Origin of the sequence: Priestia sp. 40 (assembly GCF_049368575.1) — a bacterium.
In the GTDB taxonomy this organism is placed as follows: Bacteria; Bacillota; Bacilli; order Bacillales; family Bacillaceae_H; genus Priestia; species Priestia zanthoxyli.
Genome location: NZ_JBMPZA010000005.1, coordinates 705,957 through 730,721 on the forward strand (window position 1 = coordinate 705,957; position 24,765 = coordinate 730,721).

The window sequence follows — 24,765 nt, forward strand, 5'->3', positions numbered from 1 at the left end:
TTCAAGATGGAATTAGCATATTATGCTGGAGAGTTTAGAGATATTAATGAGGCTGTTATTCCAATTGATGAACGCGGTCACCAGTTTGGAGACGGTGTTTATGAATTTATTCGCGTATACAAAGGAGTTCCGTTTTCGATTGAACGTCACCTAGACCGCTTAGAAAGAAGTGCAAAGGCAATCTTTATCGAACTGCCGGTTTCAAGACAAGAGCTAAAGGACATCATTCGTCAAGCAATGGAAAAATCAACATTAAAAGACGCTGATATTTATATTCAAGTTACGCGCGGGATTGCTCCTCGCAATCATTTATTTCCCGATGTACCTGCACAATTAGCCCTCACAATACGTCATCCTCGCCAAACACCTGAAGAAGCCTATGAAAAAGGCATTTCCACGCTTCTTTTGGAAGACGAACGATGGGCTAATTGCTATATCAAATCATTGAACTTACTTCCTAACCTTCTGGCCAAACAAGCTGCAGCTTCTAAAGGGTCTAAAGAAGCTATTTTAGTAAAAGACGGTTACATAACCGAAGGGTCGAGCAGCAATGTATTTGCGATAAAAGACAACGTCTTATTCACGACTCCTGCCACAAGAAAAATTCTATCCGGTATTACGCGAGCTAACGTACTGGAATGTGCGCAGGAACAAGCCATTCAAATCCGAGAACAAAATATGACTCCTTCCTTTTTAAAAGACGCTGATGAAGTTTTTATTACGAGCACGTCTGTTGGTCTTTTGCCCGTTTCGAAAATAGACGAAGTCGAACTTCCAACTGTTCGTCCTGTTACAGTGGCTTTAAAACATGCGTACAGCCTGCGTACTGCTGGAACAAAGGCTTATCAATAAGAAAATCCGCCCCTTACAAAACAAGGGGCGGATTTTTAGAATTTAAAGTAGTTGCGCTTTAATAATCTTGGCACTTTTAATAGCTCATCATACCGAATGGATTCATCAAGTTTTTTTGTATCGACAAGAAGCAGCTGTGTTTCCACTTCTTCTATGATCTCTTCTTCTTGATATGACATCCCGCAACCTGAACAGCTGATACATGGCATATGAGTAATTTCGATACTTCCCGTTCCGTCTGGCAATTCCCAGTATGCGGTATTGGTTGTTTCTACCGCTTTTTCTTCTTCGCACCATGCGCATTGAACAGTCATATTACAGGACCTCCTTAAGATGATGGAGCATCGTCGCTTTTACCGTCTTTTTTCAATTGAGCTTTAAACTTTTTATCTTTTAATTCATCTCTTTTTTCACGTTTATCTTTTAGACTTTCGTGAGCACTGTCACTTTCATACGTTTTACGTCTTCTTACCCTCCCTAATCCTTCCGGTACAAGATTGAATTGAGCATCATTCATAAGACCCGAGATGCCGATGGAAGAATCTTTAGCATCCGATGCTGGATAAACAGCTCGAAAATAATCATCTGCACGCCCAGGCACATAGCTTTCTGGCTCCGGATACGTCGTAATCACGCCTTCAAAGTTTCGCAGAACAACTTTACTTGCGCTTTGACTAATAATATAGTTTGGCTGAACCGCAATCTTTCCTCCACCTCCCGGCGCATCAATAACAAACGTTGGAACAGCATAGCCAGACGTATGACCTCGCAGCCCTTCCATAATTTCAAGCCCTTTGGAAACAGGTGCCCGGAAATGCCCAATTCCTTCTGATAAATCACATTGATAAATATAGTAAGGACGAACTCGTATTTTCACTAAATCGTGCATAAGCTTTTTCATGATAGCTACGCTGTCATTAATCCCAGCTAAAATAACCGCTTGATTGCCAACTGGAACGCCTGCATCGACAAGCATTTCACATGCTTTTTTTGTCTCTTCCGTAATTTCAATAGATGTATTAAAGTGAGTATTTAACCACACTGGATGATATTTTCTTAAAATGGTACATAAATTTTCCGTTATTCGCTGCGGAAACACAACGGGTGCTCTTGTGCCAATTCGAATAATTTCCACATGGGGAATAGCTCTTAAATTCTTCAAAATATATTCTAAAATGTTGTCATTAATCAGCAAGCCATCACCGCCTGAAATGAGTACATCTCGTACTTCAGGTGTTTTGGCGATATAAGCAATCGCAGCATCTAACTGCTTTTTTGGAACGCCCATTCCGATTTGTCCTGAAAACCTTCTTCGAGTGCAGTATCTGCAGTACATGGAGCATTGATTGGTAACTAAGAACAAAACGCGATCAGGATAGCGATGAGTCAATCCTGGCACTGGAGAATCTTCGTCTTCATCTAGAGGATCTTCTAGATCGTATTTTGTTTTATGAAGTTCTTTGCCAACCGGAACAGACTGCATACGGACAGGGCAGCGAGGATCATCTGGATTCATTAAAGATGCATAGTAAGGCGTAATATTGAGAGGAATTGTTTTGGTTGAAATGCGTACTCCTTCTTCTTCTTCAGGAGTTAAGTTAATGACCTTTTTTAAATCATCTAACGTTCGAATTGTGTTTGTTAATTGCCAAATCCAATCATTCCATTTTTCTTCAGGAACATCTTTCCATAACTCAATATCTTTCCAATGTCGGGATGGCTTATATAAATCATATAACATACAATCGCTCCTTTATGAAGATTTACTATTGTTATATGTTACAGCCCATAAATTGGTTAATTATTTCTCACCCTTTACTTTTTGACAGATCCTTCACCCATACGTTCATATCTTCTAACGATTTATAAATGTAACAATTATTCGTTAATCGTCCCGTATAGATATACCCAAGCTGATGAAAAGCGGCATTCATCCCAAATGAAAGCGCTCTCGCTATTGTGTATGCACAAAAAATATGCCGCTGTTTTAGCTCCGCTTCTAGTGCGCTTAATAAATGCTTCATAAATCCATACTTTCGATAAGCAGGGAGAGTTGCACAATCCGTTAGTTCAGCATTGTGATAGACATAGTCAATTTCAGCAGAAGCGGCGCTAACAATATCGTTCTTGTCAACTATGATATAAAACAAATTATCGTCTTGAAGCAAACTCGAGAGATACTCTTCTTCGTAGAGGGGCGTAGGATACACTGTGAAGATTTGACGGTAGAGCTGAGAAAGTTGTTTAGCATCAGATGAAATGGCTCGGCGCATGATCAGCTGATTCGATAAAGGAGAATAACCAGATGTCGGCAAATTCAAAACGTCTTGAAGCAGCTCTGTTTCTTTTAGCGTCTCCCCGCTGTCTCGGCGGGATTGAGACGTATAGTAGCATAAAAGATACGCGTCGCTTCCATTAAAATAGTAGGGAACGGTTGCTTCTAAAGAAAATCCCAAGCTCATCCAGTCTAAAAGATGTTCTGCGCGTGCTTTTATAATCCACTTTTCGTACATTGCCTTATCAATTTCTTTACACATATAGCTGTAAATATCGTTCACATTTCCCCGGTAATCATCTATTCTTAGACGCTTGTTGCCTTCATCTAAAAAAAGAGTCATAGCAAAAGTTGATTGACAAATATTTTCTTGTTTCGCCATTTGTTTGTATCCTCTCCCTTTTTAGCTTAGTCCGCAATACTGCACCAGTCTGCTACAGTGAGAGCAATAATTTCTGCTGCGTCAAGCATCGTTTGAATACAAATATACTCATTTGGAAAGTGGGCTACTTCTGTTACTCCTGGTCCAAACACAACTGTTGGAATATCCCCTACTTGTGACAATATCCCTCCGTCCGTTCCCCAAGGAGATGCTTCAATGATCGGCTGTTTCTGTTTCACTTGATAAAAAGAGGACGAAAGAGAGGTCATAAGCGGATGCTCTAATTCAATTTCACCGGGAAGCCAGTGAGCCCCAAACCATTCCAAGTCGAACAGGATGCTCAGCAAACCACTCATCACACTGAGGCAAAAGTTCAAGCCACGATTTCATTTCCGCTCTAACATTTTTCATTTTTTCATGCGGAGCCACTCCTATCCTGCCTTCTAATATTACTTGATCAGCGACTGAAGAAGGCCACGTTCCTCCCTGTATATTTCCGATATTAATTGGCACGGGAATGGGAATTTTATTATAGAGCGGATCGGTAATTCGGCTGTTTCTCTCTTTTCAAGCCCCTCAATATGTTTAAGCACAACAGCTGCTTTTTCAATCGCACTCACGCCTTCATACCGAGTCCCTCCATGTGCTGCTACTCCATGTACGGTCACGCGAAACCACATCGAGCCTTGCTGTTTAGGGAAGATCTTCATGTTGGTTGGTTCTGGAATAATGGCACCATCTGCTTTATACCCTCTAAGCACGCAGGAAAGTGTCCCTGCACCTCCGCTTTCCTCTTCTACTACGCTTTGAAAAATAATATCTCCTTTTAGTGAAATATCTAGCTCTTTCAACGCTTGAATAGCCAAAAGTAACGACACATTCCCTCCTTTCATATCCGTTGCTCCGCGTCCATATAAGTTTCCATCTTTTACAACGGCCGTATAAGGGTCTTCCGTCCACTGTGAAAGATCTCCGGGTGGTACGACATCAATATGCCCATTCAAAATGATGGATTTCCCTCCGCCTTTCCCTTTTAACACGCCTACCACATTCGGACTGTCTCGAAAAGTAGAACGGTTGGAGGCAAAAGCTTCATGGGTACGAAGTATTTTTTCGTCCGGTTCCCATATATCAATATCTAACTGCAGCTGTCGAAGGCGTTCAATGACAATTGCCTGCGCATGCTTTTCAGAACCCTGTACGCTTGCTTCTTCTACGAAACGCTTGAGTAAACGCACTGCACTTTGACGATGTTCTGTCATCCAGTTATGAATAGATTGCTGTATGTTCATGTAATGGTCCTCCTTATGGTATCGTAATCAATTGATCACTCAGGCGAACTGTCGCTTCTGTTGAACTCAAAATATCCTCTACGGTATAAGGAGACATTAGCTCGGTTAGAAGAAGCGCATCTTTTTCTACTTTAAAAACTGCCCGATCCGTAATAACTAATCCCACGCAGCCCGAGGCAGTAAGAGGTAAAGAGCACGTCTTAACCAGTTTTGGTTCTCCTGTCTTGCTCGTATGATTCATTAGCACAATGACTTTTTTTGCTTTTTGAGCTAATTCCATCGCTCCTCCCATCCCAGGAACTCGCTTACCTGGCACAATCCAATTAGCTAGATCCCCTTTTTCACTCACTTCTAACGCACCAAGAATGGTCATATCGACGTATCCTTTTCGAATCATCGCGAAGGCAGTAGCACTGTCACAGTATGAAGCCCCTTGAACGGTAGTTGTTGGATAGCCTGCTGCATTGCAGACATTCTCATCTTCTTCACCTAAAGGAGGCGAAGATCCTAACCCTAAAATTCCGTTTTCAGCATGAAACATCACATGAACAGCGCTTGGTACATAGTTAGGAATAAGAGAAGGAATGCCAATCCCTAAATTAACAATCATGCCGTTTTTGATTTCAGCCGCAGCACGTTTTGCAATACGATGACGAATATCTATTCCCAAACCCATTTCCAATTCACTCCTTTTGAAGGGACAATATAATCCACAAATACACCTGACGTCATCACATTCTCTGGGTCAATGTCGCCAAGAGGAACAATTTCATCCACTTCAGCAATAGTTATACGACCTGCCATAGCCATTAATGGATTAGTGTTTCGAGCGCTTTTATCGTAAAGCAAGTTGCCGAATGGGTCTGCTTTTTTTGCATATACAAAAGCCACATCGGCTGTGAGTGGTTTTTCAACTAAAAATGTCTTGCCGTCTACTTCCACTTTTTCTTTTCCAAATTGAATAATGTCATTTTCAATTCCTACATCAATCAGTACTCCTCCGAGTCCAACTCCTCCCGCTCGAATCCGTTCAGCAAGCGTTCCTTGAGGAGAAAACTCAACTTTCAGCTTTTCTTCTGTCATCAGCGTTCCAGCCACTGGATTCGATCCAATATGAGAAGCGATTAGCTTTTGAATTCTTCCTTGGCTTACCAATTTTCCCGCACCAATATGAGGAAAGCCTGAATCATTACATATCAATGTAAAATTTGATTTTCCGCTTTCAATAAGACCGTCAATGAGAGAAGGCGGGCTGCCTACTCCGCCAAATCCTCCTATCATCAGCGTAGCAGCATGATCCACGTACTCAATCGCTTGTTCCACAGTTGTAATCTTTTGAAATGAGTTTTCGACCTTTGTCACTCATTTCACCTCATTTCCCTGTTTTTCATTTTGCACTTCATGTAATGTTTTCGAAAGCAGATCGACCGCTTCATCAAGTTGACGACGAGTAATCGTAAATGGTGGCGCAATAATAATACCGTCTCCTTCGACTCCGTCTGTTCCTGCTTGTGAAGAATAAAGGAGAAGACCATTTTTTTGGGCTTTACTTATTACGCGCGCCGTCATATTTTCCGAAGATGAAAAAGGCTCCTTCGTTTTTGGATTTCGCACAAGCTCAAGACCAACTAATAAGCCTTTGCCACGTATATCACCAATGATAGGGTAAAGAAGTTGAAGCTTCTTCAATTTCCCTACTAAGTAGTCTCCTTTCAGCGCTGCTTCTTGAACAAGATCATGCTTTTCAATATAGGTTAAAACAGCGATCCCTACAGCGGATGACAGCGGATTAGCGCTTAGCGTATGTCCGCTCATAATTAATTTGGATCCGTTCATGATAGGTTCAATCGTTTTGCTGCTAGCCAACGTAACGGCTATTGGTGTATATCCTGCTCCCACTCCTTTTCCAAGCGTCATGATGTCTGGTTTAACTCCCCAGTGCTCATACGCAAACATCACGCCTGTACGCCCAACTCCAGTCATGACTTCATCGGCTATCCATAACACATCATATTTATCACAAATTTCTCTTATCACTTCATAATAGCCGGGAGGAGGTGTAAGGGCTGCTCCGGCTGCTCCTACAATGGGCTCTGTAATAAAAGAAGCAATATGTTCAGGGCCGGTTCGTTTGATAACTGTTTCCAATTCGTGTGCACAAGCAAGATTACAGGATGGATAGGTTTGCTGAAACGGACATCGATAGCAATAAGGAGGTGAAACTGAAGGATAATCTTCAAGCAGAGACGAGAAGCGTTTTCGCCTTCCAACGTGCCCTGACATAGACAGAGCTCCTATTGTAATACCGTGATAGCTCATCCAGCGTGACAAAACCTTTGTTTTGGTTGGCTTTCCTTGCTCTTGAAAATGCTGAATTGCCGTTTTCATAGCCGTTTCAGTCGCTTCGGTCCCGCTGTTAACAAAAAAACTCCACTGGAAATGATTGCTACTTAATTCACATAGTTTCTTAGCTAACGCTTCTGTTGGATCACTTGTGAACTGCGACCGATATACAAACGCAACTTTCTGTGCCTGATCGGTCATTGCATCAATAATTTCTTTTACGCCGTGTCCGATACTTGCTGTAACTGCCCCCGACGAAGCATCTATGTATCTTTTTCCATCTTGGTCGTACAAATAAATTCCTTTTCCATATGAAATAACTGGATAGTCATCGTCGAGCAGCGGCTTTATCACATGGGTCTTATTCATTTCCGCACTCTCCTTTCAAACACATACTCTTATTAAACTGTATGCTGAAAAGAAGAGTTTCTTGCCAATAAAAAAAGCCCTAGCATATAGCTAGAGCTTTTACACGTATTAAGCTGATTGCGTTACAGATTTATCGATACGCTTTGCTTCTGACTCAGCCACAATAACGGCACACGCAGCGTCTCCTGTAATATTTACAGATGTACGAAGCATATCAAGCAAGCGATCAATTCCAATAATTAATCCGATACCTGCTACAGGCAGGCCAACCGAACTTAGTACCATTGCTAGCATAATAAGGCCAACTCCCGGCACGCCTGCTGTACCAATACTAGCAAGCACCGCTGTCAATACAACCGTCACAAGAGCGCCCAGCGACAGGTCAACGCCGTATACTTGCGCAATAAAAATAGTCGCTACACCTTGCATAATTGCCGTTCCATCCATGTTAATGGTAGCACCTAACGGCTGAACAAAACTGCTGATGGACTCAGGGACACGAAGATTTTTTTGAGCTACATTCATTGAAATCGGAAGCGTTGCATTACTGCTTGATGTACTGAATCCAACCGTCATCGCAGGAGCAAAACCTTTAAAAAATTCAATAGGATTACGTCTGGCCATAAGAGCGACCGATCCCCCATATGTTACGATTGAATGGATGAACAGCGCGAGCACGACTACAATCATGTACAGCCCCATCGCTTTAATTGCCTCCCAGCCTTGACTTCCAACCGCGGTTGCAAGAAGCCCAAATGTTCCGTAAGGAGCAAACTTCATCACCAGATTTACAAGATACATCATCAATTCATTGCCTTGCTCGAGTAAATTGTAAAGCCCTTTTGTTTTACTTCCAAGCATCGTAATACCAAAACCGATAAAGATAGAGAAAACGATAAGTTGAAGCATATTCCCTTCAGCCATCGCTTGAATTGGATTGACTGGAATCATATTTAAGAATGTCTCTCCAACCGGCGGTGCTTTTTCGGCTTCAAAAGAAGCGTTTTTTGTATCAAAAGATCCAAACGTACCTGGTTTAATTGCATACGCTAAAATTAAACCAATAATAATCGCAACGGTTGTTGTAACTAGGAAGTAGGAAACTGTTTTAGCCCCGATTCTTCCTAGTTTTTTAGGATCTCCTAAACCAGCTACACCTAACGTGATAGAGAAAAACACAATTGGTACAACAAGCATTTTAATTAAGCTTAAGAAAATTTGGCCAAGCGGTGTAAACAAGTACTTGTCCAGCGGAGCAAAAGCACTTGGAGCAAAAGCGTTAATCAACACTCCTACAACAGCACCAGCAATTAGCGCGATAATGATCTTTGTCGATAGCTTCATAGATTTACCTCCCGTAAATAAATTATATTAGAATGATTCTAACTACCATACTTATTTTACCATGCATTGAGAACGATAACACTCAAAATATACAATATATTAAAAATTTTCAGATTAATAGTTTAGGAATATTTTTAGCTATACAAAAAACCATGAGAATATCATGGTTTCATAGACCTGTTATTCCCTCACTGAATGCTTACGGAGTTAGCTGTTGGATTCGGGTACGTGAGTTACCCTACTTGATTCATTCAAGATTCACCCCAAGTACATTACGCACAAATATGGGTCCCCCGTTCTCTTATAAAACAAAAGAGATTAAGCAAATAATTTTCTTTAATATTTTTGCATGATAATAATTGTTACTTTAATTAAAATTCATTTCATATGTTTCTGTCAAGTTTTTATTCAAAAATAATGCAGGATTTTATCATAAAAAGTTGAGAATTGTTATATTTCAAAATATTTACATCATATTTTAATAAATCAAAAACACTTATTTAACAAGACTTATAATCTAATTGATAAAAAATTAATTCAAAAAATAGTTTGTAAAGTGAACTTTCTTCTCATTAAATTACATTCATAAATTCGCATAATTATTCTAACGCCCGCGTACTTTACTGCTTTCACAAATATTTTACTCATCAAAAAACAACTCTTTTCAACTGTTGATTTTATCCTTATCGTGCTGCTTGATATAAACTCCCTAAAATTTCACTGACTTTATTGGCGCAAAGAAATGGACATTATCAATTCGCCTTATTCTACTTAATTCTACTCACGATAGGAGTATGGATTCCGTAATATTTTTAAAAAAAGAGCGGGTAATGATCATATAAAACTATCGGAGTTGGAGCGGTACAAGTTCTTTACTTTTTAGTTATTCGCTTTTGTTATTTAACACATAAAAAAAAGAGGCGGTGACGGCCTCTTTTTTTATACAGTAACAGGTTCAGAACTTGCTTTGCGATTCTTTAATTTTTCAACAATGTCACGCGCTACCCACACACCACACGCACTTGCCTGCGCGAGTCCTCGCGTAATACCAGCTCCGTCTCCTCCGACGTATAAACCGGAAATTTCAGTTTCAAACTTATCGTTTAACTTCGGACGGGCTGAGTAAAATTTCGCTTCCACACCGTAAAACAGCGTATGTTCAGATGCTAACCCAGGCGTTACATGATCCAGCGCTTCTGTCATTTCAATTAAGCTTTTCATCGTGTTGTAAGGAAGCACTAAGCCCAAGTCACCAGGCACAGCTTCTTTTAACGTTGGTTCTAAAAAGCCTTCTTTAATTCGAGTTGCTGTTGAACGACGGCCCTTTAAAATATCTCCATACTTTTGAACAACTAAGCCCCCGTTTGACAGCATATTAGCTAATCTTGATACTTCGTGCGCATATTCGTTCGGCTGATCAAATGGATCCGAAAATTTATGAGAAACAAGCAGCGCAAAGTTCGTATTTTGACTTCCAAGCTTCGGATCTTTGTATGCGTGTCCATTTGCTAACATAATACCTGAATGATTCTCTACTACCACATGTCCTGAAGGATTGCTGCAGAACGTTCTGACTCTTGTACCTACAGACGTATTGTAAATGAATTTCCCTTCGTACAAGTGCTTGTTGATTTCTTCCATAACAACGTTGGATGTTTCTACTCGAACGCCGATGTCCACTTGATTGTTAATCATTTTTAAACGGCGTTTTTTTAGTAAGTCGCTCATCCACTTCGAGCCGTCTCGACCTGGTGAAACAACCACTTTATCAGCCGTAATTCTTTCACCATTTTTCAATTCAATACCGCGCACGATATGCTGACCATCTTCTTTTTCTGTTATTAAATCGGCTACTTCCGTTTTATACTGCATATCAATTTTTTCTTTTAAGTATTCATAAATGCTTTTTAAAATTTCTAAATTTTGCTCTGTTCCTAAATGACGCACCTGGGCACGCAATAGCTTTAATCCTGCTGCGTATCCGCGTTTTTCAATTTCACGAACTTTATCAGTTAACGGATCCGTAATCGTATCGGTTGCTCCGTGTTTTAAATTAATTTCATCCACATATTTAATTAAATCTACCACCTGTGATTCAGACAGATAATCCGTCATCCAGCCTCCAAATTCACTTGTGATATTAAATTTCCCGTCTGAATATGCGCCGGCTCCACCGAAACCATTTGTGATAGAACAAGCAGGCAAACAGCCAGCAAACTCTTTTTTGCCAACCGCAGGCGGACATTTTTCAATTTTTTTCTGAAGAATCGGACAATTACGTCGATAGATATCGTGTCCTTTATCGATTAATAAAATAGTTGCTTCCGGTAATTTTAACGTTAGCTCATAACAAGTAAAAATCCCAGCGGGTCCTGCCCCTACCACAATAACATCATAATTTGAGTTCATTGTACATTCTCCCATCATCTTTTTTCTTTGGGTAAAAGATAAAAGTTATTGACCGAATTTTCTTTTTTATTATCATTCGGTTATTTTCTAGCCATTTGATAATATATCAAAAACAAACCCTTTAGTCAACAATATACACGAACATTAAAATAAAAAAATAAAAAAACATTCGTTTTTATTCTAATCAAATAAAAACCAGTGAACGAATAGCAAGCGCTATGAAATGTTCACTGGTTCTTTAATATACGGAAGAGCAATTTCTACTTTTGTTCCTACTCCTACTTTACTCGCAAATGAAATATGCCCTTGATGCTGTTCGATTATTCGGTAGCTAATCATTAACCCTAGCCCCGTTCCTGTTTGTTTAGTAGAATAAAACGGTTCACCTAGCCGGGCTAAAGATTGCTCATCAATTCCACAGCCTTCATCCTCGATAATGACCATGCCGTATCCATTTCTTTTCTCAACGGTGACTTTAACTGTGCCCTTACTCATTGACTCAAGCGCATTTTGAATTAAATTAATAAAAACTTGTTTAAGCGCATTTTCTTCACAAAAGATTGTAATCTCATCACTAATTTCATTAATAATACGACAGTTTTTATAATTGGCGTGTGTATCTAATAGTAATGTCACGTGACGGATGATTTGATTGAGACTTTTGGGGTGGTATGAATTTTCAATTTTAGGCTTGGCCAGCGTTAAAAATTCTTGAATAATGGATTCGACGCGATTCAATTCTTCAAGCATAATATCATTGTATTCTTCGTTATACTGTTTCGATGCTTTTAACAGCTGAATAAACCCTTTAATCGCCGTCATTGGATTACGAATTTCATGTGCTACTCCTGCCGCTAACTTGCTCACCATTGTAAGTTTTTCAGATTTACTTGCCATTTCATCATATTTTTTTCGATCGGTTACGTCGCGAATAATATACTGAATGGCATCCTGTCCTTCAAACTTAATTTTGGTTGCCGAAGATTCAATAATGACGACTCCTTTTTTAGTCAATAGTTTCACATCAACACGCGGTCTCACGGACATTCCATTCATCAGCTGAACCATTCGTTCTTTTACGATTTCTAAATGTTCGGGGTGAATAAAATGAAGCCAAGGACGCCCGATATACTCTTCTTTTTTCTCGCCCCCAAGAAGTTTAACACCAGCGGGATTCAAATATTGAATTCTGCCTTCTCTTGTTACAATAAATGCATCTTGGCTTTGCTGGACAAACTGCTTATATTGCTTCATTTTCCGAATGACTTCCTCTTGCTTTTCAATACTTGAGGAAAACTCTTTCCACTGAACAACTAAGAGCGGAATATCCCCTTCCGTGCGCTGAATATGGATGTGCATCGGAAACTGCTGATCTACTTTTTTCTTCAGTAAAACAACTTCTTCCTCTTGCTTTCTTAACGGTTCCACTTCATGCTTTTCAATAAAAAAGCGATTTGGCTCTTCAAATACATTACAGGAAAGAAGTCGTTCCTCTTTCGTCTTAAAAAGGTGGCAGCACGCTTCATTTAAAATTTGAATATCTCCATCCATATTCATTACGAGCATTGGTGTAAATGACATTGAAAATAGCTGTTGAAATACTTTTTCCTTTTCCATATATTCACCTTCGCTTATTGAGTTACTAGCTATAGTATAATATGGTAAATGTTGATTTGGCAAAATTTTTTTATTATTTAAACAATTTATATGTAAGTTTGTCCTTTACCAACTGTTATAAAAAGCTCGCACATGCGAGCAAAAGAGGCGTAATCAACAAAAACAGGTGCAGCCAATGATGATTAATAAAATAAATAGCACAACAATTAATGCAAATGACTGGCCCGTTCCGCAATGATGATAGCCGCCAATTGTATAGTGGCAAGTATCATATAGGTGGTGATAGCCTCTGTGATGGCATGGGTCGTAACAATCGTAGTTATACATAGCAATCTCTCCTCTTGTTTTTTTATTTCGTACACTGTACTTTATATGCGTTAGTTGATTGTCCTGTATGTGCATTCGCCCATTTTTTACTTTCTCTTACGCCATATTCGCCTTTTGGGCTGCAACGTATACGAAAACAATAAAAGTAAAATGCTTCCCATCACCAGTAACGTAGTAAAATCTTTCATAAACTCAATAATGACCCCTATATACGGGAGATGGTATGCGTAGCTTCCAATCACTTTAAAAGAAGCAGGCAAAGAATCTCTTTGAGCTGTAACCAGTACATCAAGCTCTTGATTATGGGCCAGTACAAGTTCATTCTTTGAAGAAGATGATTCGTCTCTAAAGACAACTATATCTCCGCGATGCAGTTGGTGATAATCCGTTTCTTGAACGGTAACGGTGAAACCAAATAGGCTTGGAACTGTACTAACAAATAAAAATGTAAAGCAGATAGCATAAAGAACAAGTACATATCGAAACGCAGAAAACATACATTTATTGATCATAAGTAATCAGCTCAATTCGCTCGGTTACTTTATTTAGCGCGGGAGTAATGTGAATAAATGAAGTAGAGCGCTCTGTAAATTGAATTAAAAGTAGCAGCAGTAAAAAACTTAACATCATTAACCGTAGCATCCGAGCATAAAAATCGCGCATGCTCTCACTCCTTTTTCCTATACTAAATTCGGTCGTACAATAAGCCTTCAGTCAATAATTTGATTCAGTATATGCACATAGAGGGCATTTGGCTCATTGTTTCTTCTGGGAGGTCTCGGGAGTGATCAGTGATCGGCATAAATTATGAGTTTTAGCATATGTTTGGTTACGTATGGAAATGTTTTTATACTCCGACAATAAGGGAGCTGAACATATGGCTAATTATTCCTTTGATCAATATATTAAAAAAGCAATGAAATACGATTTTCTAGCTAACTACTATAAGTATAGTGATCCATCTAAGCATATTCATTATTATCAAAAGCATTTGTACTATATTCAGCAGGCCATCTTAACTTCTTCTGAAAATACGAATTTGCGCGTAAATCCGCCGCAAATTCGTATACTTCACGCTTCTCCAGATTCTCCATCTGTAGATATTTATATTAATAACAAACGAGTGATTCGCAATTTAACTTATAAACAAGAAACAGATTATATTGAATTACAAGAACCTGGAAGATATACAATTTCTATTTATCCCGCTGGAGAAACGGGAAGACCTGTTTTAACGGAATCATTTACATTTGAAGGAAACCAAAATTACACGGTAGCGGCGGTAGATGAGCTAAACAAACTTGATTTACTATTTATCTATGACAATACGGATGTACCAAGTGGAGAAACAAAGCTTCGGTTTGTGCACCTTTCTCCTGATGCTCCTGCTGTGGATATTGCGGCTAGAGGCGGAGACGTCATTTTTTCTGGAGTGCAGTTTAAAGAAGTCACAAAATATTTGCCTTTGTCCCCCATGCATGTTCAACTTAGTGTGCGCATAGCAGGAACCAAAAATGTAGTACTCGAAATCCCGGCACTGAACCTTCGTCCGAATCGAACATATACGGTATATGCCGTCGGATTTGCTAAAAACCGTCCTGCATTAGAAGCGCTGATTTCTCAAGATCGTTAACAAAAAAACCTTCCAATTTGGAAGGTTTTTTTATTCACTGCGCGAAATTAAACGTACGCGAATATCATCATTTTTCAAATCAAACTTTTGTACTTTTACAGCAAAATCACTCTCTAACTTCATCTGCTGTAAAGCTACGTATACTGATTCATTCTTTGGATCAATCGTTACCCATTCTGGTAGCGCAAAGTTATTATTTACGTATCGAAGCACTGTGCGGACAGGAAGCTGCAGCTTTCCAACAGAAAGTGACTGCTGTTCAAGCACAATATCTCCATTTTTTTGTACGATTGGATCAAATGTCATTCGAATATTAATATCATCGCCGAATACTTGAATCGTACCGTCTACTCTTACTACATCGGTAAGAGTAATTTTGTAGTTAAGCGGCTGATTCTTAAATTCTTTTTTTAAATATTTATCAATCAGTACATTTAAGTCCGCTTTTTTAGCCAAAATAGTTAATTCTGCGTCTCCTTCTACTTTTTCAGAGGGAGTTGGATTGGCCTTGTCAACCGGTTGAAAAATAAACGCAATAATAAGGATAGCCCCTAGAACATTAATCCCTAATAACGCGATAAATAGGGTTTTCCACTTCTTCATATAACAATCTCCTTACTCGTTCCCACTCTCTTTCGTGTTTTTCTCTTTTTCATCAGATGTAACTTCTTCTGCTGTTTCCTTTTTCTGGTCTCCAACGAGAGGATCTTCTTCCTCCATTGATTTACTAATGCGCTCAGCCATTAGTTTGTACCCTTTTTTATTAGGGTGAAACTCGTCTTTCCCTAATAAATTTACGTCAGAATCATAAAAAATATCATCAATTTTTACATAACTTACATTATCATATTGAGAAGCAATTTTCTCGCTTGCCGCATTCCATTCATTAATAACGACATTAATTTCTTTCACATCACTTAACGATTTAAAGAATGGATTATAAAAACCGATTAAATAAATATGAGCATTAGGATTGAGCTTACGTATACGTGAAAATACGTCATTTAGACGTTTTTCATATTTAGACTGCTGTGATTCAAACGTCTTAATTGAGATATTGTAAAAGTAATCCCTTACCACTTTCATCACGTCATTGCCGCCAATCGTCAAGAAAACGATGTCTGCTCTGGATACTTCAGCTGCTACTCCCGGCTGATTTAACCTCGCTAATAGCTGATCCGTCCGGTTTCCTCTTTTACCTAGATTCTCTGTTCGTACATTTTGCACTTCATTTTGTTTAGAAAGGTATTTAGTTAAGTATGGTACATAACCGCCTTTTTTAGACTCATCTCCTACTCCTTCTGTTAATGAGTCGCCAATGGCTACAATATCTAAATCTACAGGAAAAAAGCCTTTCGGAATATGCTTTTTAGGTGTTAAATCCACTTCTTTCTGAACGGCTTCTTCTTTATTGTCCGTTGGCAAAAAAGTCGTCGTCGAACAGCTCGCTAACACCACCGCACTCATACTGCTTATCACTATACTTTTCCATTTTCTCATCATAACACCTACTAACTATGCTGTATTCTCGCTGTCACAAGCAATACTGCTTACCGCTCTGAATAACTATATCTTTATATCTTATCATACTATGTCAAGTTGATATTTTACTACGTTTCTTATATATAGTATATGTAAAAAAAAGGATAAGCATGTTTCTTTCATAAAAATATCCGCTAACACATCACTGTAAAGATAGCTGTGTTTGGCGGATAGATTTGACGGATTTATAGCTCTTACTGAAGGATTTTGATATCTTTTAACATATCTTCATAAGGAGGATCAGTCACTCCCTGATAAGATTTTTGAACGACTCCATCTTTGTCAATTAGAAAAAAATCCGTACCGTGAATAACCTGCGGATTTTCTTGCGGCTTTTTCACAATCGTTTTAAATTGGTCCAGCGCAAACTTTTCAATTTCCGCTTGTTTATAACCCGTTAAGAAATCCCAATTCGAAAAATCAGCGCCAAATTTAGTCGCATAGTCCTTCATTTTTGGTGGAGTATCCACTTCAGGATCTACGCTAAATGAAACAAAGCGAACGTCCAGCCCTTCATCCTTGGCCATTTTTTGTAATTTAGCCATATGAGCCGTCATTGGGGGACATACGGTTTCGCAGCTTGTGAATATGAAGTTAGCTATCCAAACGTTCCCTTTCAGCTGACTTAGCCCTACTTTCTTTTGATCTTGGTTAACATAAGAAAAAGAGTCCATCTTCCAATTAAGCGGATTTTCTATTTTGGAACCACAGGCTGTTAACATCATACAACTAATGAGCAGTAAAAAAAACAATTTATAAGACCAGCTTTTCATATGTTCCTCCTGCACGGTTAAAGTTTAGTCATAGCTAGGGAAAATCAAGGTAAACGTTGAACCTTTTCCTGGTATGCTTTCCACTTCAATTCTTCCATTCATTTGTTCGACCAGTTGATAAGAAACCATCAGACCAATCCCTGTTCCTTTCTCTTTTAAAGAATAAAACGCTGTTCCCAGCCGGTTCACTTGTTCACTGGTCATGCCTATACCAGTATCTTCAATTTGAATATGTACATATCCTTCTCGCTTGTAAAGTCCTACTCGAAGCGTTCCTCCAGTTCTCATGGCTTCAATTCCATTTTTCATAATATTAAGCAGAACTTGATTCAATTCGTTTCGACTGCCGCGAACATACATCTCTTCTTTTGCGTCTAATTCTATGAGTATATTGTTTGTTAACAAAGCATAAGAAGATAATAAGTCTACTAAGCTTGTAACACACTCTAAGCAGTTAATAAAACGATGCTGATGAACATCCGGCTTGGCTAAAGATAAATAGTCATGAATAATCGCTTCCGCTCTGTCCATTTCGTTAATCATAAGATGAATGCAACTTAATTCAGTGTTTGAAAGCTTTGTATTATCTTGAAACAGCTGCAAAAACCCTTTTACCACCGTCATAGGATTTCGAATTTCATGCGCTACAGAAGCAGCTAATTGACCAATTGCATTCATTTTCTCTGCTCGCTGCAATTCCTTTTGCATCCTCGTTTTTTCCATAATAACTTCTAATTCATCAATCGCTTTAGCAATTCCATCTTTTGAATGACTGAAATTTGTTTCTACGTTCAGCTGTTCTTTTGTTGCTGACACTTGTTGAAAAAGCTGCTGAAGCCGATCGGTCATTTCATTAAATCTTGTGTGTACATTCCCTAACTCAGAATCATTTTCGTGTGTCAGCTTCACATCAAACTTCCCTTGGCTTACTGCTTGAATTCCTTCTATTAATTCCCCTAGGGGTGACATTAATCGTCTTAGTCCCCAGTCTTGAATAATAATAATGAAAGTAAACAGAAGCGTAAACGCAACGACCAATGCTACAATTAAACGTTTTTGGTAGATATAGATAGCGCTTGCATCTATATCTACACCAAGAATAGCCACAACTTTTCCAGAGCTGTTTGTAATAGGCGATAAAACGGTTATCCACGTCCCGAATTCGTCTTTGTATGTAGATGTTACAATATTCTTCTTTTCTTGTTCTGCTTGCTTAAATGATTTGTAAAATTCTTCTCCCCCATAATAAATCATGGAAGGCTCTAGTGATTGCTTAATTTTCTTATTCGCTGTTACGATAATCTTATTTCCATGCGACTTAAATTTTTCGGTCGTCATAATATATCCCTGCAAGTACGACGGATGCAATTCATAAATCTTTCTAAACTGCTTTTCTAGCTCGTCTTTTTCAGGAAGCGTCCCGTTCCTTGAATCCACTGCTGCTATTACGTCTTGTTTAGATAAAGACTCCCTCCATAAATCGGTCATAATTAACGCGTGCTGCGTTAGTGTCTCTTTTGCCATCTTTTTTTGAACTTGATAGCTAATGGCTAAAGAAATGACTCCAAGGGCAACTACAATTAAAGTAGAAAATAAAACCGTTTTGTTAAACACACTCAAATTTCGAATATATTTTTTCATCGGTATACTCCGGATTCAAAAGAATAGTAACCAGCACAGCATTCGCTGGTAGAAAGTTGATTCTATTATATCACACGTTCGTCCACTTCTCTTTCTCCTTTTTCCAAAAAAGAGAAAGCCAAAAAAGTGACTTGCAAAAAGCAACCCACTTTATTCAGCAAAATACATAAAACCAATTGCACCAATACCCGTATGCGTCGAGATAATAGGCGTCGTGTCTTCAATCGAAAATTGCGTATAGCCCCTTGCCTTCACGATTGATTCTTTTAACTTAGAGGCGAGTCCAAGTCCATCTGCATGCACAAGCCCTACTCCTTTAATACTTTTTCCTTCTGTATGTTCTTCGAACTGTTTCGTTAAAAACTTAACAATTTGAGAATGGCTGCGTACTTTAGCAACAGGAGTATATACTCCGTCAGCTAGAGAAGCAATCGGCTTAATATTTAGAAGAGAACCGATCAACCCTTTTCCTCGTCCAATACGTCCACCTTTAACCAAATTTTCAAGCGTATCAACTACGACAAAAAGATTCGTATTTTGACGCACCTCTTCCAAGCGCGTGATAATTTCTTCTACTGTATGCCCCTCTTCAATCATTTTCACCGCTTCAAAGACTTGAAATGAAAGAGCTTTTGTAATGTACATAGAATCAACAACAGTGATATTTCCTTCTACCATTTGAGCCGCGCTTTCAGCTGCTCGAACAGTTCCGCTCATTCCGCCAGTCATATGAATAGAAATGACGTCATACCCTTCACTCACTAATCTCTCATATACTTCAACAAAAGAACCAATAGCTGGCTGAGAGCTTTTTGGTAATTCTTTTGAATTTTTCATTTTTTCAATAAAATCTGTTGGCGTTAATTCCACGCGATCTAAATACGTTTCATTATCAATGTTAATACATAAAGGTATCATCTCAATACCATACTTTTCAGCTTCTTCCAACGTTAAATCAATTGTTGAATCCGTTACCACTTTAATTTTCGCCATGTGTTCACCCCTATAAGATGCATTGCAGACTAGTATAACATGAACACTTACAACAATATAGTTATAATAGAATGCAAGTTTTGCTAATTCGTAAAACGCATGTTCAACCTTTTAGATTAACAAAAAAAGTTGACTCTGCTGAAATATTCAGAAAAGTCAACTTTTACGTTTATGCATTATGCTTTAATACATGAGACTTAAAGAGCTGTTCGTAATCTTTCCATTTCAACACGCGTTTTAAATATTCTTGAAACGAGTAGGTTTGCTTCGGAACTGATTCGTTCGTGATTTGTCTAATAAATAAATCAAGTTTTGCAGATAACATGAACCGAAACGTGCTATTTTCCTCTAAAACTGGAATTTCAGTAATTTTTACTTTTTGACCACTGACATGTTTAAATTCAAGGCTTTTTAATAGCAAGGCGATCAACCCTCTTTTTACCCGTTTATTTTATTATAATGCTTAAGGCACTTTCTGTCTTGATAAAATAAAAAGAAAACACAAATATTTTTTAAAATAAAAATGCTTCATCAACTTATTCGACAGTTGATGAAGCATTCCTTTTTAAAATGAACTTCTATTTAAATAAATAAGTGAAACAAGTTGCTTTCTTTGTTAATTTCTGTGTAAGGAAATCCTTTTTTATCCATACGATTAATCAGTGGATAGTAATCTTCTTTATGCTTGAGCTCGATTCCCACAAGTGCTGGTCCGCTGTCTTTGTTATTCTTTTTTGTATACTCAAAGCGCGAAATATCGTCTGTTGGTCCAAGCACTTCGTCTAGAAATTCACGAAGAGCTCCTGCGCGCTGAGGGAAATTAACGATAAAATAATGCTGTAATCCTTCATAAATCATCGAACGTTCTTTGATTTCTTGCATACGTCCAATGTCATTGTTTCCTCCACTGATGACGCAAACAACCGTTTTTCCTTTAATTTGCTCACGGTATGAGTCAAGAGCAGCAATTGAAAGAGCTCCTGCTGGTTCTGCTACAATCGCATTTTCATTGTATAGAGATAAAATGGTTGTACAAACCTTCCCTTCAGGAACAACTACAATATCGTCCACCAGCTCTTTACTGATATCATATGGAAGCGTTCCAACTGTTTTAACAGCCGCTCCGTCTACAAATGGATCGATTGCCGGTAGCGTCACTACATTTCCATTTGCTAAAGATGTCTGCATGCCAGGTGCGCCTGCTGGTTCTACCCCAATCACAGCTGTTTGAGGAGAGATGCTTTTTACGTATGTGCCGACACCGGAAATTAATCCGCCCCCGCCGATACCCGCAAATACGTAGTCAATTTCATCTTCACAGTCATTGAACATTTCAACGGCTACTGTACCCTGTCCTGCAATAACGTCTACATCATTAAAAGGATGGATAAATGTTCGATGTTCCTCTTCACTGCATGCAATAGCTTGTTCATAAGAGTCATCAAACGTGTCTCCGATTAGGACAACTTTCACGTTATCTTTGCCTAAAAATTTCACTTGATTAATTTTTTGACGTGGTGTTGTGCTCGGCATAAAGATTTTACCGTCGATATTTAAATGACGACACGCATATGCTACACCTTGGGCGTGGTTTCCTGCACTTGCACAGGCAATTCCATTCTCTAATTCTTCTGGGGATAATTTTTTAATTCGGTTGTACGCACCGCGAATTTTAAATGAGCGCACCACCTGTAAATCCTCACGCTTTAAATAGATATTACATTCATATCGTTCAGACAAAACGTCATTACGCTGTAGTGGTGTATGCACAACAACATCTTTAATCAATTGATTTGCAATCATGATGTCCTCTAAATGTACGTGTTTTGTTCGATTATCTACTTGTTGTTTCATAACCAACTTCCTTCCTCTTCTACCATTATTAATTTGTACATTATATCACATAAAATTTAGAAAAATCATTATTTTTCATTAATAATAACTAAAAAAACTTTTCTGACTATTTTAGTGTCCACATACTTTACATATGTTTAGCAAACGCTAAATAGACTTACAAAATTGCCCATACTTTCTACATGCAGCTGATGCAATAATAGGTATAAATTAAGAAAGGTTGTGGAATAAATGGAGTTTTCGCTTCAAAGTCATGAAAGTGCCGTTCCCTGCGAAGTGACGGCAGACGAAGAAAACGGAAGATATATGCTCCGCAAAGCAGATACAAGCGGAGAAGTTTTTAATACACCAAGCGAGCTGATTCAATGGATTGAAGCAAACTGGAGCGCTGAACAGTTTGTGAGCACAGCCGCTTTTCACGAAATGATGAAGCAGTTAAAATCAATACAAAAAGAGATGGAGACATAACGAAATCAATCTAAAGACTAACAAATGGAATACATGAAACCTAGGTTCATCATCACAAAGAAAAGATCCGAACGATTCATGGTTCGGATCTTTCATCAACTAAAATACTTTTGTCCCAGACTCGCATTTTTTTATTAATAAGAGAAATTAGCTTCGCTCGTATACTGTAAAATAATACGTGTAGGGATTTTTTTCATCTTTAATTCCTTGTTGCTTCGAAATAACTCTCCATTCGCTCAGGTTAACCGCAGGAAAATGTGTATCTCCTTCAAACGATTCTTCAATATGCGTAATATAAAGTCGGTTTGCAACGTCTAATGTTTGCTCATACAGAGTAGCTCCACCAATCACAAACAGCTCGTCTTCTTTTTCAGCATCTAATGCTTCTAGTTCCTCAACTGAATGAATAACGGTTGCTCCTTCTTGTTGATAATCTTTTTGACGCGTAAGAACCACATTTTCGCGATTAGGGAGCGGTCGTCCAATTGATTCAAATGTTTTTCTTCCCATTACAATCGTATGACTCGTTGTGATGCGCTTGAAATACTTTAAATCTTCGGGAAGACGCCATGGCAAATCATTCTCTTTACCGATCAGCCTATTTTGATCCATTGCGACAATGAGGGAAATCATACGCTCACAGCTCCTTTAATGTGAGGATGCGCATTATAATCTACTAACTCAAAGTCTTCAAATTTAAAGTCAAAAATTGATTTTACGTCTGGATTGATTTTCATTTTTGGTAGTGCATGAGGCTCGCGCGTCAACTGCAGGTTTACTTGTTCGATGTGATTGCTGTAAATATGCGCATCACCAAACGTATGAACAAAATCACCTGGCTCTAAATCACACACTTGTGCCACCATCATTGTAAGCAGCGCATATGAAGCTATATTAAACGGTACGCCTAGGAAAATATCAGCTGAGCGCTGATACAATTGACAAGACAATTTGCCGTCCGCTACATAAAACTGAAATAAGCAGTGACAAGGCGGCAAAGCCATATTGTCTACATCAGATACATTCCAGGCGCTTACCATTAAGCGGCGCGAATCAGGATTGTTTTTGATTTGATTAATAACATTTGTAATTTGATCAATTTTTTCGCCGTCCGGCGTTGGCCATGAACGCCACTGATGACCATATACAGGGCCAAGCTCGCCGTTTTCATCCGCCCATTCATTCCAAATGCGCACGCCGTTATCTTGTAAATACTTAACGTTTGTATCTCCTTGTAAAAACCAAAGCAGTTCATGAATAATTGATTTCAAATGAAGTTTTTTTGTCGTTAATACCGGGAAACCTTCTTGTAAATTAAAACGCATTTGATAGCCAAATGTGCTAATTGTACCTGTTCCTGTCCGATCTTCTTTTTTTGTTCCATTTGCTAACACATGCTCGCAAAGTTCAAGATATTGTTTCACTTCCGACACTTCCTTTATTAAAAAGTCCTTTTCTATTGTATAAGTGTTCACGAGCTAAGTAAACAACTAAATCTCAGCGCATTTAGAAAAGTTTTTTATCATTTAGATACGCGATTTCCCCGAAAAAACGAGAATGAGACCTACGTTTACCATGACCATAAAAAAATCCGAACGAATTTCATTCTCTCTCAAGAATTTCGATTCATCGTTCGGATCTTCCTTCGGCTAAACTACTCTTTAATAGCTTAGTCTTTGTTAATTAAATACAATTGTGCGGTTTTCATGCACTAAAATGCGGTCTTCTAAATGCCATTTCACAGCACGTGCGAGCACCGTACGTTCAATTAAGCGGCCTTTTTTCTTTAAGTCATCCGCATCATCACGGTGGTTCACGCGTTCAATATCTTGTTCAATAATTGGTCCTTCATCCAAGTCGTCCGTTACATAGTGAGACGTAGCACCAATTAATTTTACACCTCGTTGATATGCGCGTTCATATGGACGTGCCCCAATGAATGCCGGTAAGAATGAATGGTGAATATTAATGATACGATAAGGATTTTCAGCCACAAAAGTCGGCGTTAAAATTTGCATATAACGTGCCAAGATAATCACGTCAATATTATAATCTTTTAATACCTGCAGCTGTTTGGCTTCTGCTTCTTGGCGAATGTCCTTTGTCGCCGGTATATGCTTAAACGGTATACCGAATGATTCAACCACTTCGCGCGCATCTTCGTGATTGCTCACAACGACAGCGATGTCTGTCATCAAATCTCCGCTTTCCCATGCCCACAGCAGCTCTAGTAGACAATGAGGCTCTTTTGACACAAAAATAGCTGTTTTTTTCAAATTATGAGCATATGTAAACTGCCAGTTCATTGAAAATGTATCGGCAATTTTTTTGAAGCTTTCTTCTAGTTTTGCTTCTTTAGCTAATAAATCCTCACATTCAAATTCGAAACGGATAAAAAACATACCCCCTTCATGGTTCGTTGAATGTTGACTTGATTCTACAATATTTGCACCGTGCTCATGTAAAAACGTAGACACAGCGGCTACAATACCGGGTTTGTCCGGACAGCTAATTAACAGCCGACCTCGGTTTTTATATTTCTCTTTATATGAAGTTAAATGTTTTTGAATATGCGATTTCATGTAATTCCCTCTCTTTTTTTAAATATACAGACAATTGTACCATTATCCTTGTAGCGATGCGACATTGAA

Annotated in this window: 28 protein-coding genes and 1 riboswitch; of the genes, 3 read left to right on the top strand and 25 right to left on the bottom strand. The window is 38.6% G+C overall.

All coding sequences use genetic code 11. From position 1 onward, the window contains the following. Positions 1 to 6 precede the first annotated feature (6 nt). Positions 7 to 852, top strand: coding sequence for a D-amino-acid transaminase (gene dat / locus ACO1DI_RS04775; RefSeq protein ID WP_374733713.1), 846 nt, complete (start codon positions 7 to 9; stop codon positions 850 to 852). 35 nt (positions 853 to 887) lie between these two features. On the opposite strand, the gene ACO1DI_RS04780 is transcribed toward dat, so the two are convergent. From ACO1DI_RS04780 to ACO1DI_RS04850, 15 genes are all read right to left on the bottom strand, one after another. Further along, complete coding sequence (locus tag ACO1DI_RS04780; RefSeq protein ID WP_014458551.1) at positions 888 to 1,166, bottom strand: YokU family protein; 279 nt, start codon at positions 1,164 to 1,166, stop codon at positions 888 to 890. A gap of 14 nt (positions 1,167 to 1,180) precedes the next feature. Next, on the bottom strand, positions 1,181 to 2,593 hold the full coding sequence (ablA, locus tag ACO1DI_RS04785) for a lysine 2,3-aminomutase (RefSeq protein WP_014458550.1): 1,413 nt from the start codon (positions 2,591 to 2,593) through the stop codon (positions 1,181 to 1,183). 67 nt (positions 2,594 to 2,660) lie between these two features. After that, entirely contained in the window at positions 2,661 to 3,509 is an 849-nt protein-coding gene (ablB, locus tag ACO1DI_RS04790) for a putative beta-lysine N-acetyltransferase (protein WP_339996523.1), read from the bottom strand. A 26-nt stretch (positions 3,510 to 3,535) separates the two neighbouring features. After that, positions 3,536 to 3,865, bottom strand: a complete 330-nt coding sequence (locus ACO1DI_RS04795) for a M20/M25/M40 family metallo-hydrolase (protein WP_423145133.1) — start codon at positions 3,863 to 3,865, stop codon at positions 3,536 to 3,538. Further along, positions 3,801 to 4,022, bottom strand: coding sequence for a peptidase dimerization domain-containing protein (locus tag ACO1DI_RS04800; RefSeq protein ID WP_423145134.1), 222 nt, complete (start codon positions 4,020 to 4,022; stop codon positions 3,801 to 3,803). The genes ACO1DI_RS04795 and ACO1DI_RS04800 overlap by 65 nt, the downstream gene beginning before the upstream one ends. Further along, positions 3,959 to 4,801, bottom strand: coding sequence for a peptidase (locus tag ACO1DI_RS04805; RefSeq protein WP_423145135.1), 843 nt, complete (start codon positions 4,799 to 4,801; stop codon positions 3,959 to 3,961). The genes ACO1DI_RS04800 and ACO1DI_RS04805 overlap by 64 nt, the downstream gene beginning before the upstream one ends. 13 nt (positions 4,802 to 4,814) lie before the next feature. Next, the gene (locus ACO1DI_RS04810) at positions 4,815 to 5,477 is read right to left on the bottom strand and encodes a 3-oxoacid CoA-transferase subunit B (RefSeq protein ID WP_016765314.1); all 663 of its coding nucleotides are present in this window, start codon (positions 5,475 to 5,477) and stop codon (positions 4,815 to 4,817) included. After that, a complete protein-coding gene (locus ACO1DI_RS04815) occupies positions 5,462 to 6,163 on the bottom strand; it encodes a CoA transferase subunit A (protein ID WP_014458548.1) in 702 nt (233 codons plus the stop codon). The genes ACO1DI_RS04810 and ACO1DI_RS04815 overlap by 16 nt, the downstream gene beginning before the upstream one ends. Further along, positions 6,164 to 7,513, bottom strand: coding sequence for an aspartate aminotransferase family protein (locus tag ACO1DI_RS04820; RefSeq protein ID WP_423145136.1), 1,350 nt, complete (start codon positions 7,511 to 7,513; stop codon positions 6,164 to 6,166). 108 nt (positions 7,514 to 7,621) lie between these two features. Then, positions 7,622 to 8,857: a dicarboxylate/amino acid:cation symporter gene (locus ACO1DI_RS04825; RefSeq protein WP_014458546.1), complete on the bottom strand. Its 1,236-nt coding sequence runs from the start codon at positions 8,855 to 8,857 to the stop codon at positions 7,622 to 7,624. 180 nt (positions 8,858 to 9,037) lie between these two features. Further along, positions 9,038 to 9,192, bottom strand: a riboswitch (cyclic di-AMP (ydaO/yuaA leader). 604 nt (positions 9,193 to 9,796) lie between these two features. Then, complete coding sequence (locus ACO1DI_RS04830) at positions 9,797 to 11,266, bottom strand: NAD(P)/FAD-dependent oxidoreductase (RefSeq protein ID WP_013084690.1); 1,470 nt, start codon at positions 11,264 to 11,266, stop codon at positions 9,797 to 9,799. Positions 11,267 to 11,482: 216 nt separating this feature from the next. After that, entirely contained in the window at positions 11,483 to 12,883 is a 1,401-nt protein-coding gene (locus tag ACO1DI_RS04835) for an ATP-binding protein (RefSeq protein ID WP_014458545.1), read from the bottom strand. A gap of 153 nt (positions 12,884 to 13,036) precedes the next feature. Continuing rightward, complete coding sequence (locus ACO1DI_RS04840; protein WP_423145137.1) at positions 13,037 to 13,210, bottom strand: YjcZ family sporulation protein; 174 nt, start codon at positions 13,208 to 13,210, stop codon at positions 13,037 to 13,039. An 86-nt stretch (positions 13,211 to 13,296) separates the two neighbouring features. Further along, positions 13,297 to 13,722 carry a hypothetical protein gene (locus ACO1DI_RS04845; RefSeq protein ID WP_226554957.1) on the bottom strand — a complete coding sequence of 142 codons (426 nt, stop codon included), beginning with the start codon at positions 13,720 to 13,722 and terminating at the stop codon, positions 13,297 to 13,299. Next, positions 13,712 to 13,873, bottom strand: coding sequence for a hypothetical protein (locus ACO1DI_RS04850; RefSeq protein ID WP_014458543.1), 162 nt, complete (start codon positions 13,871 to 13,873; stop codon positions 13,712 to 13,714). The genes ACO1DI_RS04845 and ACO1DI_RS04850 overlap by 11 nt, the downstream gene beginning before the upstream one ends. Before the next feature lie 214 nt (positions 13,874 to 14,087). Between ACO1DI_RS04850 and ACO1DI_RS04855 the strand changes: the two genes are divergently transcribed. Beyond that, entirely contained in the window at positions 14,088 to 14,843 is a 756-nt protein-coding gene (locus tag ACO1DI_RS04855; protein WP_014458542.1) for a DUF4397 domain-containing protein, read from the top strand. Between the two features lie 30 nt (positions 14,844 to 14,873). Here ACO1DI_RS04855 and ACO1DI_RS04860 read toward each other — a convergent pair whose 3' ends face one another. The 7 genes from ACO1DI_RS04860 to ilvA all read right to left on the bottom strand — a co-directional run bounded on the left by ACO1DI_RS04860 (position 14,874) and on the right by ilvA (position 21,646). Next, the gene (locus tag ACO1DI_RS04860) at positions 14,874 to 15,446 is read right to left on the bottom strand and encodes a YpmS family protein (protein WP_013058738.1); all 573 of its coding nucleotides are present in this window, start codon (positions 15,444 to 15,446) and stop codon (positions 14,874 to 14,876) included. Between the two features lie 12 nt (positions 15,447 to 15,458). Further along, on the bottom strand, positions 15,459 to 16,343 hold the full coding sequence (locus ACO1DI_RS04865) for an SGNH/GDSL hydrolase family protein (protein ID WP_014458541.1): 885 nt from the start codon (positions 16,341 to 16,343) through the stop codon (positions 15,459 to 15,461). 236 nt (positions 16,344 to 16,579) lie between these two features. Next, positions 16,580 to 17,158: an SCO family protein gene (locus ACO1DI_RS04870; RefSeq protein ID WP_140451028.1), complete on the bottom strand. Its 579-nt coding sequence runs from the start codon at positions 17,156 to 17,158 to the stop codon at positions 16,580 to 16,582. Between the two features lie 24 nt (positions 17,159 to 17,182). Next, complete coding sequence (locus tag ACO1DI_RS04875; protein ID WP_423145138.1) at positions 17,183 to 18,799, bottom strand: ATP-binding protein; 1,617 nt, start codon at positions 18,797 to 18,799, stop codon at positions 17,183 to 17,185. 150 nt (positions 18,800 to 18,949) lie between these two features. Beyond that, the gene (locus tag ACO1DI_RS04880) at positions 18,950 to 19,792 is read right to left on the bottom strand and encodes a DegV family protein (protein ID WP_014458538.1); all 843 of its coding nucleotides are present in this window, start codon (positions 19,790 to 19,792) and stop codon (positions 18,950 to 18,952) included. 169 nt (positions 19,793 to 19,961) lie between these two features. Then, positions 19,962 to 20,213 carry a YpmP family protein gene (locus tag ACO1DI_RS04885; protein WP_013058743.1) on the bottom strand — a complete coding sequence of 84 codons (252 nt, stop codon included), beginning with the start codon at positions 20,211 to 20,213 and terminating at the stop codon, positions 19,962 to 19,964. A gap of 161 nt (positions 20,214 to 20,374) precedes the next feature. Further along, positions 20,375 to 21,646, bottom strand: coding sequence for a threonine ammonia-lyase IlvA (gene ilvA, locus ACO1DI_RS04890; protein WP_013084697.1), 1,272 nt, complete (start codon positions 21,644 to 21,646; stop codon positions 20,375 to 20,377). Between the two features lie 231 nt (positions 21,647 to 21,877). On the opposite strand from ilvA, the gene ACO1DI_RS04895 reads away from it, so the two are divergent. Beyond that, entirely contained in the window at positions 21,878 to 22,114 is a 237-nt protein-coding gene (locus tag ACO1DI_RS04895; protein WP_014458536.1) for a hypothetical protein, read from the top strand. A gap of 147 nt (positions 22,115 to 22,261) precedes the next feature. Here the strand turns inward: ACO1DI_RS04895 and ACO1DI_RS04900 are convergent, their stop codons facing one another. From ACO1DI_RS04900 to purU, 3 genes are all read right to left on the bottom strand, one after another. Beyond that, on the bottom strand, positions 22,262 to 22,747 hold the full coding sequence (locus ACO1DI_RS04900; protein ID WP_014458535.1) for a dihydrofolate reductase: 486 nt from the start codon (positions 22,745 to 22,747) through the stop codon (positions 22,262 to 22,264). Then, the gene (locus ACO1DI_RS04905) at positions 22,744 to 23,538 is read right to left on the bottom strand and encodes a thymidylate synthase (RefSeq protein WP_013058746.1); all 795 of its coding nucleotides are present in this window, start codon (positions 23,536 to 23,538) and stop codon (positions 22,744 to 22,746) included. Before ACO1DI_RS04905 ends, ACO1DI_RS04900 begins: the two co-directional genes overlap by 4 nt. A 255-nt stretch (positions 23,539 to 23,793) precedes the next feature. Next, positions 23,794 to 24,696, bottom strand: coding sequence for a formyltetrahydrofolate deformylase (gene purU / locus ACO1DI_RS04910; protein ID WP_042991947.1), 903 nt, complete (start codon positions 24,694 to 24,696; stop codon positions 23,794 to 23,796). Between the last annotated feature and the right edge of the window lie 69 nt (positions 24,697 to 24,765).

Coding starts and splice junctions, on each gene's coding strand:
- dat (WP_374733713.1), top strand. CDS start 7: ATGGAATTAGCATATTATGCTGGAGAGTTTAGAGATATTAATGAGGCT.
- ACO1DI_RS04780 (WP_014458551.1), bottom strand. CDS start 1,166: ATGACTGTTCAATGCGCATGGTGCGAAGAAGAAAAAGCGGTAGAAACA.
- ablA (WP_014458550.1), bottom strand. CDS start 2,593: ATGTTATATGATTTATATAAGCCATCCCGACATTGGAAAGATATTGAG.
- ablB (WP_339996523.1), bottom strand. CDS start 3,509: ATGGCGAAACAAGAAAATATTTGTCAATCAACTTTTGCTATGACTCTT.
- ACO1DI_RS04795 (WP_423145133.1), bottom strand. CDS start 3,865: ATGAGTGGTTTGCTGAGCATCCTGTTCGACTTGGAATGGTTTGGGGCT.
- ACO1DI_RS04805 (WP_423145135.1), bottom strand. CDS start 4,801: ATGAACATACAGCAATCTATTCATAACTGGATGACAGAACATCGTCAA.
- ACO1DI_RS04810 (WP_016765314.1), bottom strand. CDS start 5,477: ATGGGTTTGGGAATAGATATTCGTCATCGTATTGCAAAACGTGCTGCG.
- ACO1DI_RS04820 (WP_423145136.1), bottom strand. CDS start 7,513: ATGAATAAGACCCATGTGATAAAGCCGCTGCTCGACGATGACTATCCA.
- ACO1DI_RS04825 (WP_014458546.1), bottom strand. CDS start 8,857: ATGAAGCTATCGACAAAGATCATTATCGCGCTAATTGCTGGTGCTGTT.
- ACO1DI_RS04830 (WP_013084690.1), bottom strand. CDS start 11,266: ATGAACTCAAATTATGATGTTATTGTGGTAGGGGCAGGACCCGCTGGG.
- ACO1DI_RS04835 (WP_014458545.1), bottom strand. CDS start 12,883: ATGGAAAAGGAAAAAGTATTTCAACAGCTATTTTCAATGTCATTTACA.
- ACO1DI_RS04840 (WP_423145137.1), bottom strand. CDS start 13,210: ATGTATAACTACGATTGTTACGACCCATGCCATCACAGAGGCTATCAC.
- ACO1DI_RS04845 (WP_226554957.1), bottom strand. CDS start 13,722: ATGATCAATAAATGTATGTTTTCTGCGTTTCGATATGTACTTGTTCTT.
- ACO1DI_RS04850 (WP_014458543.1), bottom strand. CDS start 13,873: ATGCGCGATTTTTATGCTCGGATGCTACGGTTAATGATGTTAAGTTTT.
- ACO1DI_RS04855 (WP_014458542.1), top strand. CDS start 14,088: ATGGCTAATTATTCCTTTGATCAATATATTAAAAAAGCAATGAAATAC.
- ACO1DI_RS04860 (WP_013058738.1), bottom strand. CDS start 15,446: ATGAAGAAGTGGAAAACCCTATTTATCGCGTTATTAGGGATTAATGTT.
- ACO1DI_RS04865 (WP_014458541.1), bottom strand. CDS start 16,343: ATGAGAAAATGGAAAAGTATAGTGATAAGCAGTATGAGTGCGGTGGTG.
- ACO1DI_RS04870 (WP_140451028.1), bottom strand. CDS start 17,158: ATGAAAAGCTGGTCTTATAAATTGTTTTTTTTACTGCTCATTAGTTGT.
- ACO1DI_RS04875 (WP_423145138.1), bottom strand. CDS start 18,799: ATGAAAAAATATATTCGAAATTTGAGTGTGTTTAACAAAACGGTTTTA.
- ACO1DI_RS04880 (WP_014458538.1), bottom strand. CDS start 19,792: ATGGCGAAAATTAAAGTGGTAACGGATTCAACAATTGATTTAACGTTG.
- ilvA (WP_013084697.1), bottom strand. CDS start 21,646: ATGAAACAACAAGTAGATAATCGAACAAAACACGTACATTTAGAGGAC.
- ACO1DI_RS04895 (WP_014458536.1), top strand. CDS start 21,878: ATGGAGTTTTCGCTTCAAAGTCATGAAAGTGCCGTTCCCTGCGAAGTG.
- ACO1DI_RS04900 (WP_014458535.1), bottom strand. CDS start 22,747: ATGATTTCCCTCATTGTCGCAATGGATCAAAATAGGCTGATCGGTAAA.
- purU (WP_042991947.1), bottom strand. CDS start 24,696: ATGAAATCGCATATTCAAAAACATTTAACTTCATATAAAGAGAAATAT.